Annotated in this window: 30 protein-coding genes and 2 riboswitches; of the genes, 26 read left to right on the top strand and 4 right to left on the bottom strand. The window is 35.0% G+C overall.

Annotated elements, in window-relative coordinates; translation table 11 throughout:
- Positions 1-138 precede the first annotated feature (138 nt).
- On the bottom strand, positions 139-1,056 hold the full coding sequence (locus BHY08_RS09600; protein WP_169817680.1) for an ISL3 family transposase: 918 nt from the start codon (positions 1,054-1,056) through the stop codon (positions 139-141).
- Between the two features lie 447 nt (positions 1,057-1,503).
- Positions 1,504-2,556, bottom strand: a complete 1,053-nt coding sequence (locus tag BHY08_RS09595) for an endonuclease/exonuclease/phosphatase family protein (RefSeq protein WP_071457648.1) — start codon at positions 2,554-2,556, stop codon at positions 1,504-1,506.
- A 165-nt stretch (positions 2,557-2,721) separates the two neighbouring features.
- Here BHY08_RS09595 and BHY08_RS09590 point away from each other — a divergent pair, with 165 nt between their 5' ends.
- The 13 genes from BHY08_RS09590 (at position 2,722) to BHY08_RS09530 (ending at position 12,736) form a co-directional block, all read left to right on the top strand.
- Positions 2,722-3,459, top strand: a complete 738-nt coding sequence (locus tag BHY08_RS09590) for a DUF4396 domain-containing protein (RefSeq protein ID WP_071457647.1) — start codon at positions 2,722-2,724, stop codon at positions 3,457-3,459.
- An 85-nt stretch (positions 3,460-3,544) separates the two neighbouring features.
- The gene (locus tag BHY08_RS09585) at positions 3,545-4,252 is read left to right on the top strand and encodes an MgtC/SapB family protein (protein WP_071457646.1); all 708 of its coding nucleotides are present in this window, start codon (positions 3,545-3,547) and stop codon (positions 4,250-4,252) included.
- 109 nt (positions 4,253-4,361) lie between these two features.
- Positions 4,362-4,886, top strand: coding sequence for an HdeD family acid-resistance protein (locus tag BHY08_RS09580; RefSeq protein ID WP_071457645.1), 525 nt, complete (start codon positions 4,362-4,364; stop codon positions 4,884-4,886).
- 64 nt (positions 4,887-4,950) lie between these two features.
- Entirely contained in the window at positions 4,951-5,358 is a 408-nt protein-coding gene (locus tag BHY08_RS09575) for a DUF4809 family protein (RefSeq protein WP_071457644.1), read from the top strand.
- A gap of 150 nt (positions 5,359-5,508) precedes the next feature.
- Positions 5,509-5,597, top strand: a riboswitch (TPP riboswitch).
- Positions 5,598-5,815: 218 nt separating this feature from the next.
- Complete coding sequence (locus BHY08_RS09570) at positions 5,816-6,382, top strand: ECF transporter S component (RefSeq protein WP_071457643.1); 567 nt, start codon at positions 5,816-5,818, stop codon at positions 6,380-6,382.
- Positions 6,379-7,809 (top strand): ABC transporter ATP-binding protein, encoded by a 1,431-nt coding sequence (locus BHY08_RS09565; protein WP_071457642.1) that lies wholly within the window; start codon positions 6,379-6,381, stop codon positions 7,807-7,809. The genes BHY08_RS09570 and BHY08_RS09565 overlap by 4 nt, the downstream gene beginning before the upstream one ends.
- Positions 7,748-8,401, top strand: a complete 654-nt coding sequence (locus BHY08_RS09560; RefSeq protein WP_071457641.1) for a CbiQ family ECF transporter T component — start codon at positions 7,748-7,750, stop codon at positions 8,399-8,401. The genes BHY08_RS09565 and BHY08_RS09560 overlap by 62 nt, the downstream gene beginning before the upstream one ends.
- 11 nt (positions 8,402-8,412) lie before the next feature.
- Positions 8,413-9,099, top strand: coding sequence for a thiaminase II (gene tenA, locus BHY08_RS09555; RefSeq protein WP_071457640.1), 687 nt, complete (start codon positions 8,413-8,415; stop codon positions 9,097-9,099).
- Entirely contained in the window at positions 9,080-9,625 is a 546-nt protein-coding gene (gene thiW, locus BHY08_RS09550) for an energy coupling factor transporter S component ThiW (RefSeq protein WP_071457639.1), read from the top strand. Before tenA ends, thiW begins: the two co-directional genes overlap by 20 nt.
- The gene (gene thiM / locus BHY08_RS09545) at positions 9,612-10,439 is read left to right on the top strand and encodes a hydroxyethylthiazole kinase (protein ID WP_071457638.1); all 828 of its coding nucleotides are present in this window, start codon (positions 9,612-9,614) and stop codon (positions 10,437-10,439) included. Before thiW ends, thiM begins: the two co-directional genes overlap by 14 nt.
- Positions 10,436-11,086 carry a thiamine phosphate synthase gene (thiE, locus tag BHY08_RS09540; protein WP_071457637.1) on the top strand — a complete coding sequence of 217 codons (651 nt, stop codon included), beginning with the start codon at positions 10,436-10,438 and terminating at the stop codon, positions 11,084-11,086. Before thiM ends, thiE begins: the two co-directional genes overlap by 4 nt.
- The gene (gene thiD / locus BHY08_RS09535; protein WP_071457636.1) at positions 11,076-11,897 is read left to right on the top strand and encodes a bifunctional hydroxymethylpyrimidine kinase/phosphomethylpyrimidine kinase; all 822 of its coding nucleotides are present in this window, start codon (positions 11,076-11,078) and stop codon (positions 11,895-11,897) included. Before thiE ends, thiD begins: the two co-directional genes overlap by 11 nt.
- A gap of 110 nt (positions 11,898-12,007) precedes the next feature.
- Complete coding sequence (locus tag BHY08_RS09530) at positions 12,008-12,736, top strand: LPXTG cell wall anchor domain-containing protein (RefSeq protein WP_071457635.1); 729 nt, start codon at positions 12,008-12,010, stop codon at positions 12,734-12,736.
- Positions 12,737-12,795: 59 nt separating this feature from the next.
- On the opposite strand, the gene BHY08_RS09525 is transcribed toward BHY08_RS09530, so the two are convergent.
- Positions 12,796-13,326, bottom strand: a complete 531-nt coding sequence (locus BHY08_RS09525; protein ID WP_071457634.1) for a hypothetical protein — start codon at positions 13,324-13,326, stop codon at positions 12,796-12,798.
- A gap of 250 nt (positions 13,327-13,576) precedes the next feature.
- A riboswitch (Lysine riboswitch) is annotated at positions 13,577-13,754 on the top strand.
- 74 nt (positions 13,755-13,828) lie between these two features.
- Between BHY08_RS09525 and BHY08_RS09520 the strand changes: the two genes are divergently transcribed.
- From BHY08_RS09520 to BHY08_RS09465, 13 genes are all read left to right on the top strand, one after another.
- Entirely contained in the window at positions 13,829-15,031 is a 1,203-nt protein-coding gene (locus BHY08_RS09520; RefSeq protein WP_071457633.1) for an aspartate kinase, read from the top strand.
- A 15-nt stretch (positions 15,032-15,046) separates the two neighbouring features.
- Positions 15,047-15,928 (top strand): 4-hydroxy-tetrahydrodipicolinate synthase, encoded by an 882-nt coding sequence (gene dapA / locus BHY08_RS09515; RefSeq protein ID WP_211267906.1) that lies wholly within the window; start codon positions 15,047-15,049, stop codon positions 15,926-15,928.
- Between the two features lie 3 nt (positions 15,929-15,931).
- Positions 15,932-16,651 carry a 4-hydroxy-tetrahydrodipicolinate reductase gene (gene dapB, locus BHY08_RS09510; protein WP_071457631.1) on the top strand — a complete coding sequence of 240 codons (720 nt, stop codon included), beginning with the start codon at positions 15,932-15,934 and terminating at the stop codon, positions 16,649-16,651.
- 15 nt (positions 16,652-16,666) lie between these two features.
- Positions 16,667-17,386 carry a 2,3,4,5-tetrahydropyridine-2,6-dicarboxylate N-acetyltransferase gene (gene dapD, locus BHY08_RS09505; protein WP_071457630.1) on the top strand — a complete coding sequence of 240 codons (720 nt, stop codon included), beginning with the start codon at positions 16,667-16,669 and terminating at the stop codon, positions 17,384-17,386.
- 35 nt (positions 17,387-17,421) lie between these two features.
- Positions 17,422-18,567, top strand: a complete 1,146-nt coding sequence (locus BHY08_RS09500) for a M20 metallopeptidase family protein (RefSeq protein WP_071457629.1) — start codon at positions 17,422-17,424, stop codon at positions 18,565-18,567.
- A complete protein-coding gene (gene alr / locus BHY08_RS09495; RefSeq protein WP_071457628.1) occupies positions 18,564-19,631 on the top strand; it encodes an alanine racemase in 1,068 nt (355 codons plus the stop codon). The genes BHY08_RS09500 and alr overlap by 4 nt, the downstream gene beginning before the upstream one ends.
- Positions 19,628-20,587, top strand: a complete 960-nt coding sequence (gene lysA, locus BHY08_RS09490; protein ID WP_211267905.1) for a diaminopimelate decarboxylase — start codon at positions 19,628-19,630, stop codon at positions 20,585-20,587. The genes alr and lysA overlap by 4 nt, the downstream gene beginning before the upstream one ends.
- Entirely contained in the window at positions 20,584-20,982 is a 399-nt protein-coding gene (locus BHY08_RS11180) for a diaminopimelate decarboxylase family protein (RefSeq protein WP_211267904.1), read from the top strand. Before lysA ends, BHY08_RS11180 begins: the two co-directional genes overlap by 4 nt.
- 20 nt (positions 20,983-21,002) lie before the next feature.
- Complete coding sequence (locus BHY08_RS09485) at positions 21,003-22,175, top strand: aminotransferase class I/II-fold pyridoxal phosphate-dependent enzyme (protein ID WP_071457627.1); 1,173 nt, start codon at positions 21,003-21,005, stop codon at positions 22,173-22,175.
- A gap of 322 nt (positions 22,176-22,497) precedes the next feature.
- On the top strand, positions 22,498-23,127 hold the full coding sequence (locus tag BHY08_RS09480; protein WP_071457626.1) for a sugar O-acetyltransferase: 630 nt from the start codon (positions 22,498-22,500) through the stop codon (positions 23,125-23,127).
- Positions 23,128-23,203: 76 nt separating this feature from the next.
- The gene (locus tag BHY08_RS09475) at positions 23,204-24,172 is read left to right on the top strand and encodes an ABC transporter substrate-binding protein (RefSeq protein ID WP_084657251.1); all 969 of its coding nucleotides are present in this window, start codon (positions 23,204-23,206) and stop codon (positions 24,170-24,172) included.
- Between the two features lie 17 nt (positions 24,173-24,189).
- Positions 24,190-24,927: an ABC transporter ATP-binding protein gene (locus BHY08_RS09470; RefSeq protein ID WP_071457625.1), complete on the top strand. Its 738-nt coding sequence runs from the start codon at positions 24,190-24,192 to the stop codon at positions 24,925-24,927.
- An 11-nt stretch (positions 24,928-24,938) separates the two neighbouring features.
- Positions 24,939-25,679, top strand: a complete 741-nt coding sequence (locus tag BHY08_RS09465; RefSeq protein ID WP_084657320.1) for an ABC transporter permease — start codon at positions 24,939-24,941, stop codon at positions 25,677-25,679.
- On the opposite strand, the gene BHY08_RS09460 is transcribed toward BHY08_RS09465, so the two are convergent.
- A complete protein-coding gene (locus tag BHY08_RS09460; RefSeq protein WP_071457623.1) occupies positions 25,676-26,245 on the bottom strand; it encodes a prepilin peptidase in 570 nt (189 codons plus the stop codon). The genes BHY08_RS09465 and BHY08_RS09460 overlap by 4 nt on opposite strands.
- Positions 26,246-26,308: the final 63 nt, after the last annotated feature.

Genomic DNA, 26,308 nt, shown 5'->3' with positions numbered 1-26,308 from the left:
AATGAAGAGTTTGAATAATTAGTTTTTAAAATAAGGTCTTAAGGATGAAAAATATAACTCTTTATCAAATAGGACTGATGAGTTAAATCGGTAAGATGATGATTGTGAGAGTAATCTCACAATCATCATCTTTTTTAGTTATTTTATTTTTATAAGTCCGTTTATCAATAAAATCCTTATTCTCATATTGTGAAATGATTTGAATCCGTATGACACTCGTTTTAGTGTTTTTATATGAGTATCCTTGGCTTCAATTTTTCCATTGGAAAAATCATAAAGAAGGGCATTACGAATACCTGTTTCATAGGCAAGTAAGTTCTCTAATTTGTCTTTAAATAGCTTATCTAAGTTATTAGGTAAGTTTTTTAACAGGTCAAAAAATGATTGACCGTCTTTATTTCTAAAATGATACGTTAGTAGTTGGAAAATATCATAAGCCTCTTTTAGATTCGCAGAGAATGAGAGTAGTCGATCAATCATCATTGATTTCGTTAAAATAGGGTACTTTGGAGAAGGGAAACTTCTCCAGGTTTTAAATTCAGAAATAGAGATATTTTGTTGATTTTTTAAAAGGAATTTCCAATTTGATTTCAGTTTATTAGCCTCTGAGTTTTTCTTTTGGCGAATCAATACTTTCATTTCCCGTACCCTAAATTCATTAAAAGCAGTATTTAAATGCTTTATAACATGGAATCGATCGATGATGATATTAGCAGTTGGAAAGCCTGTTTTAGTCAATTGAAAATAAGCAGCATTCATATCAGTGACTAAAAACTTTACTTTTTTTTGTTCCTCCAAAGGCATACGATTAAAATAAACAGTCAGTTTATTTAATGTCCGACTAGGTAGTATATCAACTAATTCTCCTGTTTTTCCATCGGCACAAATAAAGCTCATCTTGTCTTCTCTACTAGCATGTGACTTGAATTCGTCTACCATTAGAACATCAGGAAATCGCTGGGATTTAAGTTGATGTGGTAATTGAGTTTCAACAGATTTAAGAACCCTTAGAACAGTCGTTAAGGAGACTTGGCATAATTTAGCGATTAACGTCATCGATATTTTTTCAGTTAAAAGTTCTAAACTTGCAAAGTAATAAACTTACTAATAGGACAAGTTTTTTCAGCGATTGAGCATTGAGTAGTCCAATTTTGTTTACAATTTTTACTAGCATAAGGTAGGGGGGAATAAGTCCCTTTAATAATTAAAGTATTCTTCCATTAATGTTAGCTTCTTCTGTACTGGCTAAATCTAAATAATTACCTGTTATTATTAGCATTTTTTTGACATGATTGTGCATGACATGTCGTCCTTTTTGTTTAGTTTTTTGTTTGGTATACTTAAATTTTACTAGATAGACGATATATTTTTAAATAAAATACAAAGGGCTGATGAATCGAGTTTTGATTCATCAGTCCTTTACATTATAGAGCCAATACAACTTGAGTGTATTACAAATGATTTTTTAGTTGTCTAGCTAATTTTATAATCGGCTTAGTAACACTATTCTTGTAATTGAATAATGGTTTGTACAGGGTGATGATCAGTGTATTTGAAGTTGTAGTCAAAACTATTCGTTCGTTTAACTTTGATATTATCTGAAACGATAAAGCCATCAATCACATAGACTTGAGAGGATTCATAATTACCAGTAAAAGCATGGTTTAATACTCTGACTGATGGATGGGTATCATCATATGAAAAAGAGAAATGGTTAGGGATATCAGTTGAACTAATACTCCCAGGTTTCCATCCATTCTGTCCTGTGTTTGGAAAGGGATTACTTCCATCAAAGACTTGATTAAAATCTCCCCCGGCAATGACATAATTACCTTTGTTATATTCTGTTTCAAGTATTTTTTTTAGTAATTTACTTTGTTCGATCTTCCCTTGTCCGTCATCATAGGCATCCAAATGTAAATTAAAAACAACTAATTCTTTTTTGCTATCCTTGATAGGAAATCTTGTTTCAAGCAATGCACGTTTTAAATTAGCTAGCCTGATTGGCCATGGAAAAGGATTTGGTAATGCAATACGTTTGGCTTCATTCATATTTAAGTTAGTCATAGTCGCTATACCACTTTCTACTTTGCCAATTGGAGGTAAAGGAAAGGGAACATAGGGAACATTGAAATTGTAAGCAAAAACACTAGGCACATGAAGTGATGTTGATAATATACTTTTTTGATTTATATAATATGAGCGTTTTGAATTAATATCGACTTCTTGTAAAAGATAGATATCAGAAGAATGCTCTTTTAACATGTTTATAATACCAGTTAAGTTTTGTTTTATAAACTCACTGGATTTTGGTTGAACTGTTTCTCCACCATCCATAAAAAAATCTTCGGAGCTAGATAAGCCCCCATAACCAATATTTAGTGTTAACAATGAAATATCATGGTGTTTCATCAACTCTTCTTTTCCATTCGTGACGGTTAAATTTTCCGTTTTTTTTGGTTTGTATTCATTTACAGTGAGATAACCAATAAATAACAATATAATGATTAACGAACTCACCATAACTCCAACTATTATTTTTAATATCTTTTTCATATTCTCTCCTTTATGTCAGTAAAATGACTAAGATTTATTATAAAACAAATCAGAGCACTTAAAAATAAGATGTTGTCATTTTTAAGATTAAAGTCATTGGAAGATCACATTTTTTTCGATGTAAGTCTCTATACTGAACATAATTCATTAGAAGGAGGTATCATTATGTTAACTATACCCTATTGGTTAACAGCTTTATCGTGGGTTAGTATCATACTTGCAAGTCTCTGTTTTATTTATATTGTATGTGATATCATCAAACATCCACAACAAATGAAAATAATGACTCTTGTTTGGCCGTTAACAGCTTTATTTGGTTCAATTATATGGGTTATAGCTTACAAAAAGTGGGGTGAAAATAACTCATCACATGAGATGGTAATGGATGGTTCAATGACTATGGAAAATTCAATGAACCCAAAACCTATGGCTGTGTCTGTTTTTATTGGAACGTGTCATTGTGGAGCTGGATGTAGTTTAGCTGACTTGATGATAGAATGGCTTTTATATTTTTTTCCAACACTTTATATTTTTGGTGGCTATCCTATTATTTTCTCTCAGAAATTATTCTCGGGATTTGTGTTAGCCTTTATTCTTGCACTTTTTATCGGTATTATGTTTCAATATTTTGCCATTGTTCCTATGAAGCATTTATCTAGAAAAGAGGGGATTGTAGCAGCTATAAAAGCTGATACATTATCTTTATCTTGTTGGCAAATTGGAATGTATATTACGGTATCATTATGTCAATTAGTTGTGTTTCCTCATTATTTTGGAGGAGCGATTCCCCCAACAAGTCCAGTTTTTTGGTTTATGATGCAGATTGCTATGTTAGTAGGTTTTTGTACAGCATATCCAATGAATTGGTTTCTTATAAAAACTGGTGTAAAAGAGCGAATGTAAGGTCATTGTTATTGGTATGGTATACAGTGAAGATAAAAATGTGCCAATGGTATAATAAAGTTATCAGAAAAAAGGAGGAGTTGTAATGACTTTATTGGCATTATTTCAAACTGTTTTAAGATTAGGGTTGTCGATTGTCATGGGAGGGACAATTGGCTATGAGCGAGAACAAAAAAATCGGCCAGCAGGAATGAAGACGCATATATTGGTATGTCTAGGTGCGACAATTATTGCATTAATTCAGCAAGAAATAGCTCAAGAAGCAATTCGTTTAGTAAGATCAAATCCTGATATTGCTCACATTGTCAAATTTGATCAGTCGAGATTAATTGCACAAGTGGTAAGTGGTATAGGTTTTCTAGGTGCAGGAACGATCATTGTGACACGACAACGTATCACGGGATTGACGACAGCAGCTTCACTATGGTCATGTGCTGCAATTGGTATAGGATTAGGAATGGGCTTTTATTTGGTTACGATACTAGGATTTCTTTCAATTATGTTTTCTCTTTCTTTGGTTAAAAGGATTATCACAGTGTCCAAAGTTAACAATTTAGAAATTCAATATGTGCATCGAAAGGAAACGAAAGATTTTATAAATCATTATTTTGATGCTCATCATATTGAAATAGATGATGTGACGTTTGAAGTACAAATTATAGATGGTGAAAAGTATTATAAAAATGTGTATACAATTGATTTACCAAAGTCGTTAACGTATGCAGATGTTATCGAGGAGTTATCAATGTATACAAATGTACGAGAAATAAGATTGGTGGCTATTAGTGACTGAATAATGATGCGTATGTTATTTTTTTAGAGTGTAAGTATAATTTCTTGCGAATTTAGTTACAAAAGAATAGTATGATAATAAACATAGAAGTTAAGAGAGGAAGAGGATTATGTCAAATGAACGAAATGGTTTTGATTGGTTTTCATTTTTACTAGGGATTTTATTTATTTTTGCTTCACTTACGTCTTTTCAAGACCCAACAGGAAATTTAGTGGCTATTGTGGTTGTGTTTGGAATCTTTGCTATTATAAAGGGGATTTTTGAATTATTTTTAAGAAAAAAAGTCAGAGAGTTTACGGGAATATCTTCCACAATGCCAATTATTGTTGGAGTGTTTGATGTAATTGTTGGAATTTTTTTATTGTTTAATATCTCAGCAGGTGTCATTGCGTTACCTTTTGTTTTTGCTATTTGGTTTTTAGTAGATTCTTTTGTTGGTTTGTTTAGTTCAGGGGTCTTAAAAAATAGTAGTACAGGTTATTATTGGTTTTCTATTATTATTAATATTTTAGGTGTGATTGTTGGGTTTATGTTATTAATGAATCCGGTATCGTCCGCTTTAACCTTAAGCTTTTTAGTAGGATTTTACTTTATGATGTTTGGTATTACAGAAATTACATATGCTTTTCGTTAGAAGATTAGATTACTATGTTATAATATAAACAAATTAATCATAGAAAAAGCAAAGGTGAGATAAAATGGAAAAAATTATCATTCATTGTACCACAGAAATTGTTCATGGTGGATGTAATGTTTGTCCAACAACTGCAACACCGACTTATGATGTAGAGATAGCTGGAAAAACAACCGCCATTCCTAATCTTGATGTTGTTTCCTTGTTACGTCCAATTTTAAGAGAACATGGTTACAAAGAGCGTCAGGAATATGATGTAGCTGGGGATTACGATGTATTTGAAAACACATTGAATACCGTAAATATTTTTGAATCTTATCAAGGATTACGTTTTGAAAATGGTCAATTAATTAAGCACGTAAAACCAAGTTATACAACTGACACGGAATTATTTAAAGTAGTCAATGAATTGTTAACAGAGCTATTTAAACTTGAAAAAATAGATTTTATTACTGATATACCTGGAAATTAAAACGACCTATTTTCTTTATTCACATGATGTGAGTAAAGAAAATAGGTCTTTTATATAGTAATAATATATAATCACCTCTATTTATAAAGATTTTGGAGATTGATTGGCTATTTTTATGAAAGCGTGTTATATTTGAGTAGAATTAAATACTAGAAACATTTGGGGTGCGTAAAGCTGAGATTATACCCATGGAATCTGCTCCAGTTAGTACTGGCGAAGAGAAATGTATCATTTATGATGAAAACATTGAACCTAGGTCTATTTACGCCCATCCAATTTATTTGGACGGGCTTTTTTATTGGAAAAGTGTCAATTTTTATCAAGATGAATCATCAAAAGCAACTCTCCTTTGTTTCTTATCATAGAGAAAAAGGAGGTTTTTTTATATTTAAAATTAACACTTATTTAGTATATTTCGAGGGACATAAAGGTAAATAGAATTAGGGAGATGGGCAAAATGAAGGAAAAGTGGACGTTACGTCAGGTTGTTTTGTTAGCATTATTAGCCTTTTTATTTGGTGGTGTATTTATGGGAGCAGGGTTTTTATATGCTGGATTATCAGCTATATTAACGCCCATTGGGTTAAGTCCTTTTGCTAATGAAATATTATTTGGTTTATGGACAATGGCTGCACCAATGGCAGGGATATTAATTCCTAGAAAAGGAAGTTCAATTTTAGGAGAAATGTTGGCTGCATTAGCAGAGATGTTGTATGGAACATATTTTGGACCAGGTGTTCTTATTTCAGGTTTTTTCCAAGGATTAGGGACAGAACTAGGGTTTATGGTAACACGATATAAACGCTACGACATCGTGCCATTATTCTACGGGGCAATTGGTACAACAGTCTTAAGTTTTGTGTATGAATTTTTTAAATTTGGTTATGGAACGTATTCAATTGGGATGATTTTATCACTTCTTGCTGTGCGGTTTTTATCGGTGACGTTCTTTGGCGTTGTTGTGGTGTCAATGGTCATGAAGCTTTATAACCGTTCACAAGAGCTTTCGGTAGTAAACGAATGAGAGGGATTGAATTAAGTGAGTTGACGATTAAACGTGGCGATAAAGAGGTGTTACGTCAGGTTGACTTTGTTTTTTCTCCTCATGAATTTATTTTGCTATCTGGTGCCAGTGGTAGTGGTAAATCAACATTATTAAAAGCCATTGCTGGATTCGCTGATGTGCCATATTCGGGAACAATCGCCGTTGATGGAAAGAGTCTAACACAAGCGAATATGTCTGATAAAGCTAGACAGATAGGCATGATGTTTCAAAATCCAGGGCAACAATTTACGATGAAAACGTTACGTCGTGAAATCATTTTTGTGTTAGAAAATTTGCAAACAAAACCTAGTGATATTACGGAACAAATGCAAGAAGCCGTCCTATTAGCAGATACGACAGAGTTATTAGATAGGCAGCTATCTACTTTGTCAGGTGGGGAAAAACAACGTGCGGCATTAACCGTTCTTTTAGCGATGAGAAGTCCATTTTTATTACTAGATGAGCCGTTTGCCAGTATTGATCCTAAAACAAGAAAATTACTCATTCAACAGTTACATCAATTAAAAAATCAAGGTAAAACGATTATTATTTGCGACCATGATTTTAATGATTATGCTGATGCGGTTGATACATGGGTGACACTAGATAATCAAGTATTACAAAACGTTCCAGTAGCTCTTTTAAAGCAGGTGCAGACAAATGTGTTCTTGACTGATCATAGAGCATCTACGGATGGCATTTTAAGATTAGAGGATGTCAGATACAAGCAAAATAAACGCGAGCTACTGAGTCGAGATTCTTTTCATTTTTCTAAAGGAATCACGACACTGACAGGAGATAATGGAACAGGAAAATCAACGTTGTTTCGTTCGATAGCACAATGTCATCGTTATAAAGGCAAGATGTTTTTATACGATAAAAAGCTTAAAAAAACCCGTACGCTATACCAGACATTGTCCTTAGTTACTCAAGAAGCAGAAAAACAATTTGTGACACTCACACCAGCTGAAGAATTTACTTATAGTGAGTATCAGTGGGAGGACGCTAAACGTCAAAGACAAGAAGCAATTGAGTTTTTAGGATTGGAACCACTACTTAATCGAAGCGTGTTTCATCTAAGTGAAGGACAGAAGAAAAGTATTCAATTATTGACGATGTTGAGTTTAGACGTTCCGTTTTTATTATTAGACGAGCCATTTTCAGGTTTAGATGAACGTGCTGCCAACTATTTTGCTAATTGGTTTAAAAGGCAAGCAAACAGACAAGATATGATGATTATTTCGCATCGATTGGCACCGCTTGATGGGGTTAGTCAGCATCATGTGCATTTAGATAAGAAACAATTATGGCAACAAGATTATTCGGCAGAGGAGGAGATAAAGGATGTCAGTGACGAAAAGTTCTGCTTTAGTGCTAAGCGGACTACTACTACTTTTGACTATTGAATTATCATTTACCTCATCCGTGACGTTAAGCTGGTTTGTTGTGTTAGTCAGTGCCTTGTATTTTATTAGTAAGAAAAAATGGTTTGGGTTGTTTGGTTTAGTTTTTTTTCCATTAATTCCAGCGTTAGGAACGTATTGGTCAGTTTATCTATATGGAAATAATCCTGATTATGGTCTTGTTCTAGTGAGTCGAACCTTTGCTTTTGCTGCGATTGGCATGGTGTTTGCGTTTGGGGTCGACTTAGAAGAATTACTATTAATTTTAGAGCAAAAAAAATTACCAGCGTCATTTGTTTATGGCATTTTAGTTGTTTTACATGCGATGCCTGTGATTCAACGAGAGATTGTGGCACTAAGAGAAGCTAGTTTATTTCGTGGAAAAAAATTATATTTTTATTCGCCATTGATGTATTTAAAAGTTATTTTTGTCGCCAACCATTGGCGGGATAGTTACACAGAAGCCATGTTTTCAAGAGGATTTGATGAAGAAGGCGAAAGGACGCATTATACACAATATAAAGTGTGTCCTAAAAGTTTAGTTATATTAGGTATATTAACGGTTATATCACAATTTATATTAATCATTACTTAGGAGGAAGAAAGATGTTTACAAAAATTGCACGAGAGAAATCAGCACCTTATTGGGAAGGAAGTTTTACTCATCCATTTGTTGCAGGACTTCAAGAAGGAACGTTATCTGATGAAGCGTTTCGCTATTATTTGATTCAAGATGGGTACTACTTAGACCATTTTAGCAAACTTCACCGTTTGATAGCAGAACAAGTAGAAGATGAAGAGGTAAAAGAGATGTTACTAACAGGAGCAGATCACTTAAAAGAAGGTGAGATGAGTATTAGAGAGGATTTCTTTACTGAGTTAGGTATTACAGATGAAGCAGTCGCTAGCACTGACATTGCTCCGACTGCTTATCATTATGTGTCACATATGTATCGCCAATTAATTGATGGGACGCCAAATAGTGCAGTCGCAGGGTTACTACCATGTGCGTGGTTGTATCAAGAAATTGGGACTGAATTAATAAAGACAGGTTCTCCTCATCAGTTGTATCAACGATGGATTGAAACATACTCTGGTGAAGAATCAAAAGAAGAAGTCGCTCATAAATGTGCTTTACTGAATCGACTGTATGAAGAAAGCGATAAGGAAGAACAAGAAAAAATGATTGAGGCCTTTTATGTGAGTGCTCAAATGGAATACCTATTTTGGGAAATGGCATACACACATCAAAAATGGCCGGAAGGAGAAAAAGATGCCATCTCAAACTACTAATTTAAAAAAACTACTGATTTTATCTCTGATGATTGCGATGGATGTGGTATTATCACCACTCTTTCGCATCGAGGGAATGGCACCAATGTCTAGTGTGATGAACGTGATTGGTGTGATGTTAATGGGACCCTTTTACGGTACCATCATGGCATTTGTTTGCGGTGTACTCCGAATGATGCTTCTAGGGATTCCCCCACTGGCCTTAACAGGTGCTGTTTTTGGCGCATTACTTGCTGGAATATTTTATAAACTTTATCCAACGATTTACAGTGCGATGTTTGGTGAATTTTTAGGAACAGGAATTATTGGTTCGCTATTATCTTATCCTGTAATGGCTTGGTTTACAGGAAGTCGTAATGGTATGTACTGGTTTTTCTATACACCAAGATTTATCGGTGGCGCGGTGATTGGTTCATTTGTAGCCTTTATTGTGATGAAAAAATTAGCGAATGTTCCAACGTTTCAACGAATTCAAGCGATGTTTTTTAATGTGAAAGTGGGTGAAGAGCAACATGTTACGAGTTAATCAATTTCAAACTCCCTTTCCTCTAATACCTTCTCCCCTAGTGCATTGTATTACGAACTCAGTGACATGTGAAACGGTCGCAAATAGTGTGTTATACATTGGAGGAAAGCCAATTATGACAGAAGATACGCGAGATTTTTCAGATTTATATGAACAAGTAGGTGGCGTGTTAATCAATATTGGCCATTTGTCAGAAGAAAAAGAAACTGCTATGGAACTAGCCGTGGAAGAGGCTCATAAGCACAACGTCCCTATCGTTGTAGATAATGTCGGCGTCTCAAGCTCAAGAATACGAAAAGAAGTAGCCAACAAATTATTGTCTTTTGAACCAACTGTTGTCAAAGGCAATGTGTCAGAAATGCGAACGTTGTGCAATTTAGCCAGTCATGGAAAAGGTGTCGATGCAGCCGAAGAAGACCAAGATTCGTCAGCGATGAAAGAATTGGAAGAAGGACTATTAGCACTAGCTAAAATCCATCTAAATACGTGTTTTCTAGCGACAGGACCAAGTGATTTAGTGGTGTATCAATCACAAATTGTGCTACTACAAAATGGCATTGAAGCGTTGGATCAATTCACAGGAACGGGGGACGTCGTTGGGGCATTAATTGCAGCACTTTTAGGTAGTGGGGTGGATGTATTGCCAAGTGTTTTACAGGCAGTAAGCTATTTTAATTTGTGTGGTGAAGAAGCATTAGAAATAGTTCAAAATGACGCGAAAATTGCGAGTATCCGTGAAGAAACATTGAATCAATTATCATTATTAAAACAAAATGAGTCATGGCAAAACGGGATAAAAGGAGATTGGTTATGATTGATGAGGCATTAACATTGTATTTAGTGACAAATTCAGATGGGTTATCTGATGACGTCTTTTTTACAAGAGTAGAGGAAGCTTGTAAAAATGGTGTGACACTTGTCCAATTAAGAGAAAAAAAAGCTAGCACACAAGAGTTTTATCAAAAAGCGTTAGCAATTAAAGGTATCACGGATAAATATGGCATACCTCTTATTACCAATGACCGAGTCGATGTGTGTTTGGCTGTTGATGCAGCTGGCGTGCACATTGGGGATGATGAGTTGCCGGTGGACATGACACGTCGTTTGATTGGTCCTGATAAATGGTTAGGTGTCTCAGCTAAAACCGTTGAGAGAGCACTTGAGGCCAAAGAACAAGGAGCAGACCATTTAGGTGTCGGGGCAATGTTTCCAACAACGACGAAAGAAAATGCTCCAACAACGGATATCTCAGTTTTGCAAGATATCATTCACGCAGCACAATTACCAGTTGTCGCGATTGGTGGGATTAAAGAAGAAAATATGGCGGCATTACGTGATACAGATATTTCAGGTGTCGCGATTGTGAGTGAGATTATGCAAGCAAACGATATTACCAAAAAAACGCAAGCATTAAAGCAACAAATTGTCGATATAAAGGAGAAAAATCATCATGACCGTTAACCAAACCCCACAAGTAGTAACCATTGCCGGGAGTGATTCAGGTGGTGGAGCAGGAATTCAAGCAGACTTAAAGACATTTCAAGCAAGAGATGTTTTTGGCATGAGTATTGTTGTTGCCTTGACTGCACAAAACACATTAGGTGTACAAAGTAGTTTACCGATACCATGTGACTTTGTTGCAGAACAATTTGATTCTCTCACAGCTGACTTTCGTATTCGAGCATGTAAAACAGGGATGCTAGCTGATAAAGAGCATGTTCAAATCGTTGTTCAAAAACTAAAAGAAGTGGATTTTGGCCCACTGATTGTAGATCCTGTGATGATTGCTAAAGGAGGGCATTCGCTATTACAAAAAGAAGCGGTAGATTGCATTAAAGAAGAGTTACTCCCACTAGCTTCGGTGTTAACCCCAAATATTCCAGAAGCAGAAGAATTAATTCAGCAAGAGATAAAAACAAGCGAAGATATGATTCAAGCAGCACACGTTTTACAAGAAATGGGTGTTAAAAATGTGGTAATAAAAGGAGGTCATTCAACCGATATTTTGGCAAAAGACTTTGTCTTACTAGAAAATAGCGAGACATTTTGGATGAGTTCAAAACGCATTGAAACGATTAAAACACATGGGACGGGTGATACATTTTCATCATGCATAGCTGCTGAAATAGCAAAAGGTAAGTCGGTTAAAGAAGCGATACAAATTGCGAAAAGTTTTATTCAAGGTGCGATAGAACAAGAGATATTTGTTGGGCATGGACATGGTCCAACGAATCATTGGGCTAATCCAGTTCAAGATATTATCATTGATTAACAGACTTTAAAATGGATGTTTATTATTGCCGAACTATCAAATGAATGTTACAATAATGTTACAAAGGAGCAACAACGTTGTAATGTTTTGTTGTTAAGGAGGTAATTGACATGAAAAAGTTAATTTGGAGTAGTATTTTAATAAGTACGTTAATGGTTGGTAATATTAGTCAAGCAGCTGATTCATCAACAGCAACAAAAGAAAGTGAGTCAATTAGTCAAGTGACGACTAATTCGACTGAAACGACAACAGAGTTTACAAGTGAAGCAATTCCAGATGGTCTTGCTATCACAAAATCAGATATTTCGTTATTAATCAGCGATATGGTAAATGAAGGCAAATTATCACAGTTTCAATACGAAGATTTCCAAGCACGTATAGAGAAAGCAACAACAATAGAAGAAGTAACTTTAGTTTATTCTGACGCGCTTGATTTAGCAAAATTGAATAAAGACTTATATCAAAGTAGTTTTGATGAAAAAGTTTATAATACAAAATATCAATTAGGCTTATTAGTTAAAGCAGGCAAACTGACACAAAAACAAGCAGATCAATTCATTGAAAAAATTGATAAAAGTACAACAATCGAAGAGTTAGATAATTTGTGGGCAGAAATTGAAGCTACAGTGAATAAATCAACAGATACAACAAGCAGTACTAACTCAAGTTCAAGCAGTGTTAAACAGACACAAGAAGTTAAAATAACACCCAAATCTGACACAAAAAATAGCTCATCCAATTTACCAAAAACAGGTGAAAAAGAATCGAATGTTGGATTACAGTTAATAGCTGTAGTGTCATTACTTATGACTGTTATATTGATAAAACGAAAATCATAAAAACTAAAATAAAAAGAGAGTCACAACCAGTTCATTTTGGTTCTGACTCTCTTTTATACCTATTCTGAAAATGTCACAGATAGTGTGGCTTCTGGATCGATACTGGTTAATAGTCTTTGATAATAATCTGTTGCTTGATCTTTTAACCATTCTTTATTCATATCAATGTATTTAACTAATGTATCATCACTCATCGCGTTGTTTGATAACTCGTGAGTGTCGATGTCTTCAGTAATGAAACTGAGAATGTCATTCTTACTGTTGACTACTTCAAAACTTGGGTTACTAATCCCCACCACGATAAATTCTGGAATGGCGATGTTGTATGTGTTTTGTAAACCGGGTGCTTTTTGTATCGTCACGTCATTGCCATCAAATCCTAATTTTGCTTCAAAAGTTCCTTTGACATATGTTGTTTTTTCACTAAAAGGAACGTCCATTCCTAAAAATGTTTTCACCTGACTTTTATCGTAAATATCTGTCATGCTCAGTCCTAGTATCGCCACTTGACTGCGTTTAGTCATGGCATTGACAACTTGTATTTCAGATGTTTTCGATTTGGTATGCCAAATCGAACCATTACCTGACATTAATCCAATAACCCACGTTCCAAGTAGTAGTGCTACAAAGCAAAAAATAACCCATATATGAACTTTTAGTTTAAAAAATTTTCGAATAATCAGTCACACATCCTTTTTTGTTTATTATACTATAAAAAAACATTTTGTTGATGAAATAACATTTAAATTTTATCTTCTCATTTTTCCTCAGACAATTTTTATCATTATACTTGTCATAAGAGAATTGATTTGCTATAATCATAAACAATAATTAAATAAAAGTTAGAGATGAGGCGCATTGATCATTATTAGATAAGGTTTGGAATCTGCAAGATACCTTATTGAAAGGGTGATATGCCGAAATGTATATGTTATTGCAGTAGCATATGCGTTGGATTTGTAGTTAATAGCTATAAGTCTGTCATTATTTTCAAAAATAATGGGGTGCATCGCTTGTAGATAGTTAAGACAAGTTCATGCCTGTGAACTTGTCTTTTTTATTTTTCGATGCCGATATAGGAGGAAAAATAAAATGACAAAAAGAAGTGTCATTAAATTTGGTGGAACATCGGTCGGAGATTTTTCAAAAATTAAAAACATTGCAAAATATCTAGCAAATCGTGCCAATAATGGTGAGGAATTAGTTGTCGTTGTTTCTGCGATGGGGAAAACGACAGATGAGTTGTTAAAAAATGTTGATTTGTTATCCAAGGAACCAGACCAATATGATTTAGCCCTACTTCTAACTACTGGAGAACAACAAACGATTTCTTACTTAGCTATTGCGCTAAAAGAGCTTGATGTCAAGGCAAAAGCGATGACAGGATTTCAAGCAGGGATAAAAACAAAAGGGCATTACATGAAGAGTAAGATACTAGAAGTCGATAATGAAGCTTTTAATAAAGCGTTCTGTTCAAATAAGGTGGTTGTCGTAGCGGGTTTTCAAGGGATGAATGCAGATGGCGAGTTAACAACGCTTGGTCGTGGAGGAAGTGACACAACAGCTGTTGCCATTGCATCATCTTTAGAAACATCTTGCGAAATTTATACAGATGTCGCAGGAGTGTATGGCACGGACCCACGAATATATCCAGCAAAACGAATAGATGTTGTGAGTTTTGAAGAAATGATGGAAATGAGCGCATTAGGCGCTGGCGTACTTGAAACAAGAAGTGTTGAAATTGCTAAAAATTATCATGTACCCATTTATTTAGGACAAACATTATCAGATGAAAGAGGGACTTGGATTATGCCACAAAAAGATATATTAGAGAAAAAAGCAGTAACAGGTGTTGCACTTGATAAAGACATGCATTATGTCACTTTTAGCTATCCAGAAAATGATGCCACTTTATTGAAACAATTGTTTATTTTATTAGAAAAAGAAGAAATTAATATAGATATGATTTCTCAAATTGTCAATGAAGACGGGTTGCAATTGTCGTTTACGATGAAAGACACAGATACGGTCGAATTAAAACATATATTTGATACGTTATACAAAGAATTTACTGAATTAAACTACGTGGTGAAATCAGACTATGTTAAAGTATCCGTGATTGGTTCAGGCATGCGAGATATGTCTGGTGTTGCAAGTAAAGTATTTATGACATTGTTAGAAAATGATATTGAATTTTATCAAGTAACCACCTCTGAAATTAGCATTTCTTATGTCGTGGATCAGACAAATGGTGTGTTAGCAGTTGAAAAATTATGTGAAGCGTTTGGGTTATAAAAGAGAGGAGAATGAATGATGACCCCATTATTTAAAGGTGCAGCTGTTGCAATTACCACTCCATTTAGTCATGACGAGGTAGATTATGCGACGTTTGAAAAACATGTAAATTTTTTAATCGAGGAAGGACTTCAAGCGTTATTTGTTAATGGGACAACTGGCGAAGGATCGACATTAACAGAAGAAGAACGACTTAACTTAATTCGTTCATCTCTTAAAGTATCAAACGGACGAGTACCAATTATCGCAAATACAGGAACAAATGACACAAAAGCTTCACTATCACATTCTTTAAAAGCAAAAGAAGCCGGTGCTGATGCGATTATGTTAATTACACCTTATTACAATAAAACAAGTCAACGTGGTTTAATCAAACATTTCACATTGATAGCAGATGCGGTAGGGTTACCAGTTGTCTTGTACAATGTACCTTCTCGAACTAATATGACGATTGAACCTGAAACGTTAGTTGAATTAGCAAAAAATCCTCATATTGTGGCATTGAAAGATGCAACAGGTGATATGGAGTATTTACGTCAATGTAAAGAATTATTGCCTAGTGATTTTGCTATTTATAGTGGTAATGATGATGCGATTATCCCGTTTTTTGAAGGTGGAGGAGATGGTGTGATTTCTGTTTTAGCTAACGCTACACCAAAAGAATTTCAAGAAATTTATACGACATTCCAGGAAAATCCTGCTAAGGCAAAAGAATTATTTGAACAAATTTTACCACTGATTAAAAGTTTGAGTGTTGATATCAATCCAATGCCAATTAAAGCTTTAGTTAATCATTTAGGTTATGCTAAAGATGAAGTTCGTTTGCCATTGGTCGAACTAGAAGACGATGCACGTGCGCCAATCGAACAAGCATATCATGTATTTAAAGGAGAGTAATCTATGAATATTATATTAGTTGGCTATGGTGCAATGAATCAACGAGTGGCTCATTTAGCGAGTGAGAGAGGACATCGTGTAGTGGGTATAGTGACGCCTGTTGAAGGAGAGTATCCTTATCCAGTGTTTCAAGTGACAGATGAGTTACCTAAAGCAGATGTTATGATTGATTTTTCTCATCCAAACTTAAGTTTACCGATGATTAAAAAAAATACTGGAATCCCGTTAGTTGTGGCAACAACTGGACAAAAAGAAGACATCATTGCGTCATTAGAAGCTGTATCCAACACAACACCAGTTTTCTTTAGTGCCAATATGAGTTACGGAGTCCACGTGTTGACGGAAATTATAAAATACAGCGTACCACTACTTGAAAATTTTGATATCGAATTAACAGAAAAGCATCACCGTAAAAAAGTCGATGCACCAAGTGGCACTCTCGTGAAATTATATGATGCGATTAAAGAAATCAAACAAGAGTCTTATCCTGTTTATGATAGACATGAACGCCATACGCCAAGAGATGATGACGAAATCGGAATTAGTGTGATTCGTGGTGGCTCGATTGTTGGAGAACATGAAGTGCTATTTGCCGGTGAAGAAGAAACAATTCAAATTATTCACCGAGCACAGAGTAAAGATATTTTTGCCAATGGTAGTTTAGATGTGGCTGAAAAATTGGTCCATAAACAACCAGGATTTTATACATTTGATAACTTATAGAAAGAAGGGGTATTTTTGGAATTACAATCAGCACAAGAAATTATTCAATATATTAGTGAGAGTAAAAAGCAAACACCAGTAAAAGTTTATGCCAATGGAGAATTTAAAGGAGTCGAATTTCCAGAAAGTTTTAAAGTGTTTGGTTGCAAATGCTCGAAAACAATTTTTGCAGATTATAGTGAGTGGGAAGTGTTTTATGAAGCGAATCAATCACTTTTTAAAGAGGTAGAGATTGAGTATGACAGACGTAACTCAGCTATTCCTCTTATCGATCAAACAAAATTAAATGCTCGTATTGAACCAGGTTCATTTATCCGCGAGCACGCAGTGATTAAAGATGGTGCAGTTGTCATGATGGGAGCGACCATTAATATTGGAGCAGTCGTTGGAGAAGGAACGATGATTGATATGAATGCCACACTTGGTGGGCGAGCAACAACTGGAAAAAATGTTCACGTCGGTGCCGGAGCGGTGTTAGCAGGTGTTATCGAACCACCTAGTGCTCAACCAGTTGTGGTAGAAGATGATGTGTTAATTGGCGCCAATGCAGTTATTTTAGAAGGCGTTCGAGTTGGAAAAGGAGCGGTTGTAGCTGCAGGCTCAATCGTAACAGAAGATGTTCCAGCTGGTAGTGTTGTAGCAGGAATTCCAGCAAAAGTGATTAAACAAGTGAGTGACGTAAATGAATCAAAAATTGAAATCGTTCAAGCATTGAGAAAGCTAAATGAAGATTAAACCAAGAAAGATTATAGATAACAGGAGATGGTCGTGTGACAGAAGAGTATTTAATACAGACACGTCGTTGGTTGCACCAACACCCTGAATTAAGTTTGCAGGAATTTGAAACAACTGCTTTTATTAAAAAAGAGTTGGATAAAATGGGTATAGCATATGACACGCCACTTGAAACAGGTGTTGTAGCTTATATCAAAGGAACTGGAGATAAAAGTATTGCGTTTCGAGCAGATATAGACGCGTTACCTATTCATGAAGAAAATAATGTGGATTACCGCTCACAAGTAGATAATGTCATGCATGCATGTGGTCACGACGGTCATATCACCATGTTATTAGCGTTTGTTAAACAGGTAAAAGAATTATCTAAGGTTTCTCCACTTAAATCAACGGTTTATTTCATTTTTCAACCGGCAGAAGAAACTTATGGTGGTGCAAATATCTTACTAAACCAGTATCAGTTTGATATGACACCATCGTTTGTTTTTGGGTTACATATGATGCCAGATGAAAAAGAGGGAGTCATTGTATCTAAGCCAGGACCTATTACAGCTAGTGCAACAGAGTATCGTTTTTTTGTTAAAGGACTATCGGCTCATGTTGCCAATAAAGAGCAAGGCCATTCAGCCGGAGAGGCATTATTAGCTATTTTAAATCAGTTATCTCAACTGCAACAGTATCATCTCGCCGGGTTACACCAAAATATTGTGCATATTGGCTCATTTAAATCTGGAGAAGCGATTAATACTGTCCCATCAAATGCGTATCTAGAAGGGACGATAAGAACTTATAGCCAAGAGGATTTAGACATTGTAAAAGAACAAATGACAAAAATTAAACAAGCAAGTGAGCTGTTGACAAATTGTTCGGTTGATCTAGTGTTTGCTGAAGGGTATCCTTCAACAATTAATGATATGACAGCTTATGACTTGATGAAAGACGCGAGTGAGGATACAAGTTTAACGTGGGTTGAAAAAGTTGAACCTTATCTATTTGGAGAAGATTTTTCATTTTATCAACAACTAGCCCCATCATCATTTGCTTTTTTAGGTTGTCGTAATGAGGACAAAGGTTATGTCACAGGGTTACATACATCGACCCTTAATTTTGATGAACGAGTACTGGAAAAAGGTGTTGAGTTATATACATCATTATTAAAACGATTCGAGGAAACAGTATGACAGCAATTTGGACGGTAAATAAATCAATTTTTAAAAAAAATATCACACAAGTCGCCGGAAATTCACCAGTGATGGCTGTTGTAAAAAATAATGCATATAATTTTGGATTAGACTTTGCGATTAAAACGTTTCTGGAGTCTGGAGTAGAAACGTTTAGCACGACATCTTTACGCGAAGCCATTAAAATTAGACAATTAGCACCGGAAGTAGTGATTTTTTTAATGAATCCCTCTATTGAATTTGACACGTTAAAAGAGTGGGACATTCAGATGACATTACCATCTTTATCTTTTTATCATCAATATAAGAATGAGTTATCTGGGATTAAAGTCCATCTAGAATATGAAAACTTACTTCATCGTTCAGGGTTTAAAACATTTGATGAGATGAAACAGGTGATAAAAGAAAATAGTGACTTACCTAAAGAAAAACAACTAGATATTACCGGTATTTGGACGCATTTTGGCTACGCTGATGAATTTGATGTGAGTGAATATGAGATAGAAAAAGAAGCATGGTTAACAGGATTAAACGATATATTAAAACAATATGATTTTCAATTTATTCATGCACAAAATAGTGCGAGCTTCATGCGGGATGAGTTATTTGAACACCACACTCACGCAAGATTAGGTATCGCGTTGTACGGTTGCCGCCCATATTCAAGTTTACCTAAAGGATCCGTAAAACAGTCACTAACATTAAGTGCTAATGTGATTCAATGTCGTGAGTTAAAACAAGGTGAATCAATTGGTTATAGTTTTTCTTATACTGCTGATAAAGATATGACGATAGCAGTTGTTGATATTGGATATGGCGATGGCTTATTACGCACGCGTAGTAAACATGACTGTATGATTAATGGTACACGTTACCAAATCAAAGCGCTCATGATGAGTCACTTATTGGTTGAAGTGGATAAAACGGTGAAACCACAAGATACTGTTGTGTTATATAGTAAAGACATGCGAGTTGACGAATACACGTTTAAAGGGGTAGGAGCTAACTCAGAACAACTCAGTGCACTAAATCATTGTACGTTAGAAAGGAAGATTATTGAATGACACTAGATTATATAAATGGTGAATTAACCTTACATGGTCATAAATTAACAGATATCGCACAAGAATACGGCACACCGCTTTTTGTTTATGACGAAGAGATGATTCGTAATCAGTGCCGAAGATTCCATCAAGCTTTAAAGTCTTCAGGTTTAACGTATACCATTTCTTATGCATCAAAAGCTTTTTCAGCTATTCAATTATTTAATTTAATGGCAGAAGAGAACATGGGACTTGATGTGGTGAGTGAGGGAGAGCTATACACTGCTTTGCAATCAAGTGTGTCACCAGATACGATTCATTTTCATGGAAATAATAAAACCAATCGAGAAATTCGTTATGCAATCGAGTCGGGAGTCGAGTATTTTGTGATAGATAGTTTATCAGAAATTGAACGATTAAACGAGTTAGCAACGAAAAAAATCAAAGCATTACTTAGAATCAACCCAGGTGTTGAAGCACATACACATGAGTTTATCCAAACAGGTCAAGAAGACAGTAAATTTGGTTTAAGCATTCAAAAAGGGCTGGCTCTTGACGGGGTCAGAAAAATTGAACAAGCTGAAAATATAGAGTTTATGGGAGTTCATTTTCATATTGGCTCTCAGATTTTTGAATCAACAGGAACGGTTGTGACAATTAAACAAGTCATCAATTGGCTGTCAGATAATCAGATTCAAGCTCAAGTATTAAATATTGGTGGTGGATTTAGTATCAAGTACACGGATGATGATGTGAGTTATCCAATTGAAGAAGGAATTAAAACCATTACAGATACATTGAAAACAGCATGTCAAGAAGCAAGTTACCCACTTCCTGCCATTTCATTAGAGCCAGGGCGTTCGATTGTGGGAGAAGCGGGATTGACACTATACGGGGTTGACCGAAACGGATATTCGGCGAGAAGAGTTGAGGTCGATGACGCTAGCGATATAGCAACAGAGGAGAAGCGGGATTGACACTATACGAAGTAGGAACGGTTAAAGATATTCCTGAAACAAATTATTATGTGTCGATTGATGGAGGAATGAGTGATCACATCAGAACGGCGCTTTATGGTGCTACGTATGATTTATTATTAGCAAATCGAGAAGAAGAACACGATAAACTGATGACAATTGCCGGTAAACTTTGCGAATCAGGTGATATTATTAGACGGGACATAAAATTACCGTCAAGTATACATCGTGGAGACTTACTTGTGGTATTATCAACAGGTGCCTATCATTACAGTATGAGTTCCAATTATAATCAAATGTTAAAACCTGCTGTAGTCTTTGTCACGCCAGAAAAAGTTCGTTTAGTGGTGAGACGCCAGACACTAGAACACCTTACAGCACAAGATGTAAGGTAAAACGAAAGAAGAGAAGAACAATGGAAGAGACACAATTTAACAAAAGAGCCATCAATCTACAAGTACCAGGAACAAGAAAATTTTCAAATCAAGTCAAAGAATATGAAGACGGGGTGGACTTAACACTTGGTCAATCTGGCTTTGCAACACCTGAGTACATTAGAGAAGCTATGATTGAGGCAATCAACCAAAATAAATTGAGATACACACACAATAGAGGATTAATCGAATTACGTGAAGCTATTTCAGCTTACAATAAAAAACGTTTCGATGTGACATATGATGCTGAGACAGAAATCATTGTGACTAACGGTGGGTCTGAAGCAATTGATAGTGTGTTACGAACGATTCTTGAAGAAGGAGACGAGGTGATTATCCCTTGTCCAACTTATTTAGCGTATGAACCAATTGCTAAACTTCAAGGAGCTAATACAGTCTTAATTGATACGACGAAGACCAATTTTGTCTTAACAAAAGAAGCTTTAAAACAAGCTATTACACCAAAAACCAAAGCGATCATTTTTAATTACCCAACAAATCCAACAGGTATGATTCCATCGTTGGAACAAATGAAAGAACTGGTTGATGTATTGAAAGACACGGATATATTTATTCTGACGGATGAAATATATTCTGATAATGTTTATGATGGTGAGTTTCATTCATTTATGGAGTTTCCAGAAGTTAGAGAACAATTATTTGTCATCAATGGTTTGTCTAAATCTCACGCGATTACAGGTGGGAGAATCGGCTACATATTAGCGCCACCTTTTGCAACAGAGCAAGTCACAAAAGTGCATTTGTATAATTCAGTTTGTGTGGCTACTCCTTCTCAATACGGAGCGATAGCTGCTTTTACAGATGAAACAGGACCAGGTATTTTAGCAAAAATGAATGAGGCGTATAAAGAACGACGAGATTTTACGTATAAACGTTTGAGAGAAATGGGGCTACCCGTTGAATTGCCAAAAGGTGCCTTTTATATTTTTCCGATTATAGCTGAATACAACAAAGATTCGTTTGAATTTGCCTCTGAACTTTTAGAAGCAGAACATTTAGCTGTGGTACCAGGAAGAACTTTTTCAATTTATGGTGAAGGTCATATTCGTCTATCTTTTGCGTGTTCAATGGAAGAACTTGAAGAAGGATGTAACCGATTGGAACGATTTTTATTAACGTATAACAAACAATAAAGATTAGATCTATTTTATTTATTATGTGATTACTACATCTTTGTGATGTGATAGCTTGTTTTTCTAGTCATAACCTTTTATGAATAGATGTTGTCGATTGAACAGTCTATCCTCATCTATTTAAAAAGTATTGTCAGAATATATCTTTTGAAGGATTCAAGTTTCCAACTAGGCGAGAGTCGTGGAATAGACTTGTGTCTTTCTTTTTTTAATCTATTAGAATAAATAGTTTAAAAAAAGAACAGCATCGTCGTTACTCAATTGAAATGATGTGTCATATTTGTTTAAATAGATGTAGTAAATAAAAGCGAAGAGGTATCTTATGAAGACACAAAGAGAACGAATGACTAATGGAGACATTTATTATCCAGGTAGTGGTGATTCTGAATTAAGACATTTATTTATGGAGAGCAGACGTTTGATGAGAGAGTACAATCAAACTAGTGAAAATGAGCCAGAAAAACGTAAAGAAATGTTGAAAAAATGGTTAGGCAAAACAGGAGACAACATATATATTGAGCCGAATTTTAAGTGTGATTATGGTTTTAATATATCTGTAGGAGAAAAATTTTATGCTAATTTCGACTGCATTATGTTAGATGTCTGCCCTATTACAATTGGAGATTATACCATGTTTGGACCCAGAGTGAGTTTGCTAACAGCCTCTCATCCGATTGATGCTGAAATTCGGACATCTGGTTTAGAAATTGGTTCACCAATTAGAATAGGCAATCAAGTTTGGCTTGGTGGCGGTGTGATAGTTAATCCAGGTGTAACGATTGGGGATAATTGTGTTATTGGTTCTGGTTCAGTTGTCACCAAAGACATTCCTGCTAATACAATTGCTGCTGGGAACCCGTGTCGTGTAATACGTGACATCACAGAAGAAGATAAAAAATATTGGGAAGAAAAAGCACAAATATATTGGGATGAAGTCGAAAGTCAGAAGTAATGACGGTATATGGTATATTGCATAAAGTTATGTTACTTTATATAAGTAGATAATCTAGCACAAAGGAGTTTTATTAGTGAAAAAGAAATTAAGATTGTTTGGGTTAGTATCAGTTGTAACATTAGGTTTGTTAGCTAGTTGTGGGACAAAAGAAGGAACACAAGAGAAAAAGACGATAGATACGTCGCAAAAAGAAACACTATCATTAAGTTTTGGTGCCATGCCAGCTGTAGATAGTTTACCAGTTTATATTGCAGAAAAAGAAGGTTACTTCAAAGAAGAAGGACTAGACTTAGAATTAAATAGTTTTAAATCACCTAAAGACCGTGATGCTGCGTTAACCAGTGGAAACTTAGATGGGGCTAATACTGACCTTATTGCACTAAGTACGTATAGACAAGGCGATATGGATGTGAAAATTGTTAGCCAATCAATTGGAACGTTTTCGATTTTAACAGGAAATAATGACATAACGTCTTTAACTGATTTAAAAGGAAAAACAGCAGGATATGCCAAAAATCAAGCACCGTATTACTTCTTAGACGAAGCATTAAAATCAAACGGCTTAGAAGTGAGTGAAGTTGACTTTGAAGAAGTGCCTCAAATTCCAATTCGAGTGGAATTGACTCTTAATCATAAAATTGATGCAACGGTAGTTCCTGATCCATTTAGAACAATTGGAATGGCACAAGGTTTAAGAGAATTAACTAACAGTCAAGAGTTAGACATTCAATCAACAGTATTTGGCTTTACAAATGATTCATTGACTAATAATAAAGAAGCCATTGAAGCTTTTTACCGAGCTTATAACAAAGCCGTTGATTACGTTAATGAGCATGATATAGATACGTATTATGATGTATTAAAAGAAAAAATTGGGTTTACAGATGAAATAAAAAAAGACGTGACATTGCCTAAATATGTTCATGCTGAACAAATTGATGGTAAACAAGTCGACAATGCTTTTAATTGGTCTAAAGAAGAAGGAATCTTTACAAAAGAATATAACCAAAAAGATGTGATGAGTGATTTACTCGTTAAATAAGTATAGAGGTGAAAGAGATGTTAAACATTAATAAAGTCAGCGCGTCGTATGATGATGTCGGCCTGATTTTGGATGACATCTCTTTTACTGTTTCTAAAGGAGACATTGTGGCATTGATAGGGCCTAGTGGAACGGGAAAGTCAACACTATTAAACTCGATTACGACACTTCATAAGGAGTATGAAGGGATGATTACTCTAAATGGTGACGTCATAAATCCAAAAAAACAAAAAATTGCTTGGATACCACAAAATTATGGTTTATTACCTTGGGAGACAGTAAAAGAGAATATTTTATTAGGTGGAACTATTCGTAAATTAAAACCATCTGATTTAAACTCACGATTAAATCATTTAGTAGAGGAGATTGGATTGGCGGCTCTTTTGGAACGTTACCCAAATCAATTAAGCGGTGGCCAACAACAACGCGTTGCTATTGCCCGAGCGATGCTAGTGACGCCAGATATCTTTTTATTAGATGAACCATTCTCAGCCCTAGATGCGTTAACACGTGAGCATATGCAAGAGTTATTCTTAACACAGTGGTCAAAAGAATTATCACCGACTATTTTAATAACCCATGATGTTGAAGAAGCAGTGTTTATGGCAAGTCAACTCGTTTTATTATCTGGTAAACCCGGAACAATCAAAGCAGTAATTGATAATCCTAGCTTTTCACTTTCATTAGAAGAAAAAAGGCTATCTCCATTGTTTTATGACACTATTAAACAAGTGAGAGGAGCGATGAAAAAATAATGAGAAAAAATATGTCAAAACTTATTCATGCTCTGATAGCATTTATTTTTTTAAATTGTTTGTGGTGGTTGGCTAGTGTGTCGCTCAATCAAAACATGTTGCCATCACCTTTTGCAGTGTATCGTCATTTATTTACAATGAATCCCTCCATCCTATGGTTACACACTTATAATAGTCTGGTTCGCTTATTTTGGGGCATGTTTATTGCAGTAGTAATTGGGTTTGTGATTGGAGTGTTGATGGGGAGATTTCCGAAAATAAATCAGTTATTAGATCCCATCGTGTATTTAACTTATCCAATTCCTAAAATTGCCTTACTACCTATTATTATGCTGTTATTTGGTTTAGGTAATGTGTCAAAAATTACTTTACTTGTTTTAATCATTGTATTTCAAGTGGTTTTATCTGTTAGAGATGGTGTAAAGACTATTCCAAAAAGTTACTATCATCATTTATATGTGTTAGGAGCTAGCCAATTTCAGCAGTTTTACAAAATTACCTTGCCGGCTGCTTATTCAGCTATTTTAAATGCGATAAGAATTGCGTTAGGAACAGCTATAGCTATTTTATTTTTTACAGAAGTGTATGGCACTAGCTATGGGTTAGGATTTTTTATTATGGATGCTTGGGGCCGACTGGATTACTTAGATATGTATAGTGGTATTTTGGTATTGAGTTTAGTAGCATTTATTTTATTTCAATTAATAGACTTGGCAGAAACTAGAGCTGACAAATGGCGTAAAACTAATTAAAATAGGTAGATAACGACAGTTAAAGCTGTCGTCAGAAAAGGAACAAACGCAATTTTTTCTATACGTTTTGATGAGAGTAAATTCATGAACAAAATAAATAGAATACCAAGTGATGATGCGATGAAAATGAGCCAAATGAGTTGTAAGCTAGACAAACATGTTGCCCACATGACTAAAAGTTTCACATCACCAAAGCCTAATTGATTAGGTAACAGGTAGCTGATTAGTCGTAATATCAGTAAGACCATCATAGGTAAAACAATTTGTATATGGGGTATCTGTGATATAAGTAAAGAGGTAAAAAATAGTAGGGATAGGAATGGATCGACGATGTATTGGTAAATATCAATAATCGATAAAGAAAATCCCATTAAAATAAGTAAAATATCAGTTGTAGAAGTATGCTGCAGACATAGTAGAATTAAAAAGCATATACATCCCAATAGATTATGTAAAGATATAATCCGTTTAGGGTGTGTCATGCTTTTTTCTTGATGAAACTGGTAAAAATAAAAGTAAAATAAGATAGTATAAAACCAAGATAAAAGTAAGTATATTAAGAACAATAGAATTCCCTCCTTTAAGAAAAGATACGTAATAAGACAAAACATTCTTTTTAAAAAAAAGTA

The sequence above is a fragment of the Vagococcus teuberi genome, from assembly GCF_001870205.1.
Lineage (GTDB): Bacteria > Bacillota > Bacilli > Lactobacillales > Vagococcaceae > Vagococcus > Vagococcus teuberi.
The sequence above is the reverse complement of the archived record's forward strand: the minus strand, read 5'-3'. Positions and strand labels throughout refer to the sequence as shown.

Excerpts from the sequence above, each read along its gene's own strand:
- BHY08_RS09600 (WP_169817680.1), bottom strand. The coding sequence starts at position 1,056 with ATGACGTTAATCGCTAAATTATGCCAAGTCTCCTTAACGACTGTTCTA.
- BHY08_RS09595 (WP_071457648.1), bottom strand. The coding sequence starts at position 2,556 with ATGAAAAAGATATTAAAAATAATAGTTGGAGTTATGGTGAGTTCGTTA.
- BHY08_RS09590 (WP_071457647.1), top strand. The coding sequence starts at position 2,722 with ATGTTAACTATACCCTATTGGTTAACAGCTTTATCGTGGGTTAGTATC.
- BHY08_RS09585 (WP_071457646.1), top strand. The coding sequence starts at position 3,545 with ATGACTTTATTGGCATTATTTCAAACTGTTTTAAGATTAGGGTTGTCG.
- BHY08_RS09580 (WP_071457645.1), top strand. The coding sequence starts at position 4,362 with ATGTCAAATGAACGAAATGGTTTTGATTGGTTTTCATTTTTACTAGGG.
- BHY08_RS09575 (WP_071457644.1), top strand. The coding sequence starts at position 4,951 with ATGGAAAAAATTATCATTCATTGTACCACAGAAATTGTTCATGGTGGA.
- BHY08_RS09570 (WP_071457643.1), top strand. The coding sequence starts at position 5,816 with ATGAAGGAAAAGTGGACGTTACGTCAGGTTGTTTTGTTAGCATTATTA.
- BHY08_RS09565 (WP_071457642.1), top strand. The coding sequence starts at position 6,379 with ATGAGAGGGATTGAATTAAGTGAGTTGACGATTAAACGTGGCGATAAA.
- BHY08_RS09560 (WP_071457641.1), top strand. The coding sequence starts at position 7,748 with ATGTCAGTGACGAAAAGTTCTGCTTTAGTGCTAAGCGGACTACTACTA.
- tenA (WP_071457640.1), top strand. The coding sequence starts at position 8,413 with ATGTTTACAAAAATTGCACGAGAGAAATCAGCACCTTATTGGGAAGGA.
- thiW (WP_071457639.1), top strand. The coding sequence starts at position 9,080 with ATGCCATCTCAAACTACTAATTTAAAAAAACTACTGATTTTATCTCTG.
- thiM (WP_071457638.1), top strand. The coding sequence starts at position 9,612 with ATGTTACGAGTTAATCAATTTCAAACTCCCTTTCCTCTAATACCTTCT.
- thiE (WP_071457637.1), top strand. The coding sequence starts at position 10,436 with ATGATTGATGAGGCATTAACATTGTATTTAGTGACAAATTCAGATGGG.
- thiD (WP_071457636.1), top strand. The coding sequence starts at position 11,076 with ATGACCGTTAACCAAACCCCACAAGTAGTAACCATTGCCGGGAGTGAT.
- BHY08_RS09530 (WP_071457635.1), top strand. The coding sequence starts at position 12,008 with ATGAAAAAGTTAATTTGGAGTAGTATTTTAATAAGTACGTTAATGGTT.
- BHY08_RS09525 (WP_071457634.1), bottom strand. The coding sequence starts at position 13,326 with ATGTCAGGTAATGGTTCGATTTGGCATACCAAATCGAAAACATCTGAA.
- BHY08_RS09520 (WP_071457633.1), top strand. The coding sequence starts at position 13,829 with ATGACAAAAAGAAGTGTCATTAAATTTGGTGGAACATCGGTCGGAGAT.
- dapA (WP_211267906.1), top strand. The coding sequence starts at position 15,047 with ATGATGACCCCATTATTTAAAGGTGCAGCTGTTGCAATTACCACTCCA.
- dapB (WP_071457631.1), top strand. The coding sequence starts at position 15,932 with ATGAATATTATATTAGTTGGCTATGGTGCAATGAATCAACGAGTGGCT.
- alr (WP_071457628.1), top strand. The coding sequence starts at position 18,564 with ATGACAGCAATTTGGACGGTAAATAAATCAATTTTTAAAAAAAATATC.
- lysA (WP_211267905.1), top strand. The coding sequence starts at position 19,628 with ATGACACTAGATTATATAAATGGTGAATTAACCTTACATGGTCATAAA.
- BHY08_RS09485 (WP_071457627.1), top strand. The coding sequence starts at position 21,003 with ATGGAAGAGACACAATTTAACAAAAGAGCCATCAATCTACAAGTACCA.
- BHY08_RS09480 (WP_071457626.1), top strand. The coding sequence starts at position 22,498 with ATGAAGACACAAAGAGAACGAATGACTAATGGAGACATTTATTATCCA.
- BHY08_RS09470 (WP_071457625.1), top strand. The coding sequence starts at position 24,190 with ATGTTAAACATTAATAAAGTCAGCGCGTCGTATGATGATGTCGGCCTG.
- BHY08_RS09465 (WP_084657320.1), top strand. The coding sequence starts at position 24,939 with ATGTCAAAACTTATTCATGCTCTGATAGCATTTATTTTTTTAAATTGT.